This window comes from Streptomyces sp. NRRL B-3229 (assembly GCF_000719505.1).
In the GTDB taxonomy this organism is placed as follows: domain Bacteria; phylum Actinomycetota; class Actinomycetes; order Streptomycetales; family Streptomycetaceae; genus Streptomyces; species Streptomyces griseorubiginosus.
Genome location: NZ_JOGP01000099.1, coordinates 1 through 605 on the forward strand (window position 1 = coordinate 1; position 605 = coordinate 605).

Below are 605 nucleotides of genomic sequence, written 5' to 3' on the forward strand. Positions count from 1 at the left end.
CGCCGTCAGCATGCCCAGCACCTTCAGATGCGCGGCCAGCAACACACTCTTCAGCGAGATCTTCGCCTCGCTCGCAAGCCGCCGCAGCCCCTCCTCCAGGTCCGCGTACGGCGCGTGTGCCCGAAGGGAGTCGTGCGAACCGTCCGTCGCTGCCCAGCTCTTGGGGACTTCGAGGAGAGCGTGGTCACCCACGACCCGCTGCCAGAACGCCTGGTCCCCGGAGTCCGCCAGCGACACCTGCTCGGCGGCGATGAAGTCGGCGAACCGGACCGAGGGGGCCTCGTACGGCGCCGGGTCCCGTCCCTCGTGCAGGCTGCGGTAGACGTCGAGGAGTTCCATCAGGAGGGTGTGGTAGCTCCAGCCCTCCGTGATCGCGTGGATGTGACTGAAGGTCAGCCGCCAGGCGTCGTCCGCCTCGATGTGGACGGCGATCCGGACCAGCGGAGCCGTAGTGAGGTCGAAGCCGGAGGTCTGCTCGTTCTCGGCGTAGGCGAAGGCGAGTTCGTGCTGCTCGTCCGCCGAGAGTGCGCGGATGTCGTGCACGGCCAGCGGGATCTCGACAGTGCCGTGGACCAGCTGGAGCGGCTGGGAGTAGCCGTCCAGGT

Annotated in this window: 1 protein-coding gene; it reads right to left on the reverse strand. The window is 68.4% G+C overall.

Annotation, left to right across the window (positions count from 1 at the left end; genetic code table 11):
* A partial coding sequence (locus tag IF54_RS40205; RefSeq protein WP_037821237.1) for a condensation domain-containing protein occupies positions 1 to 605 on the reverse strand: 605 nt, incomplete at both ends.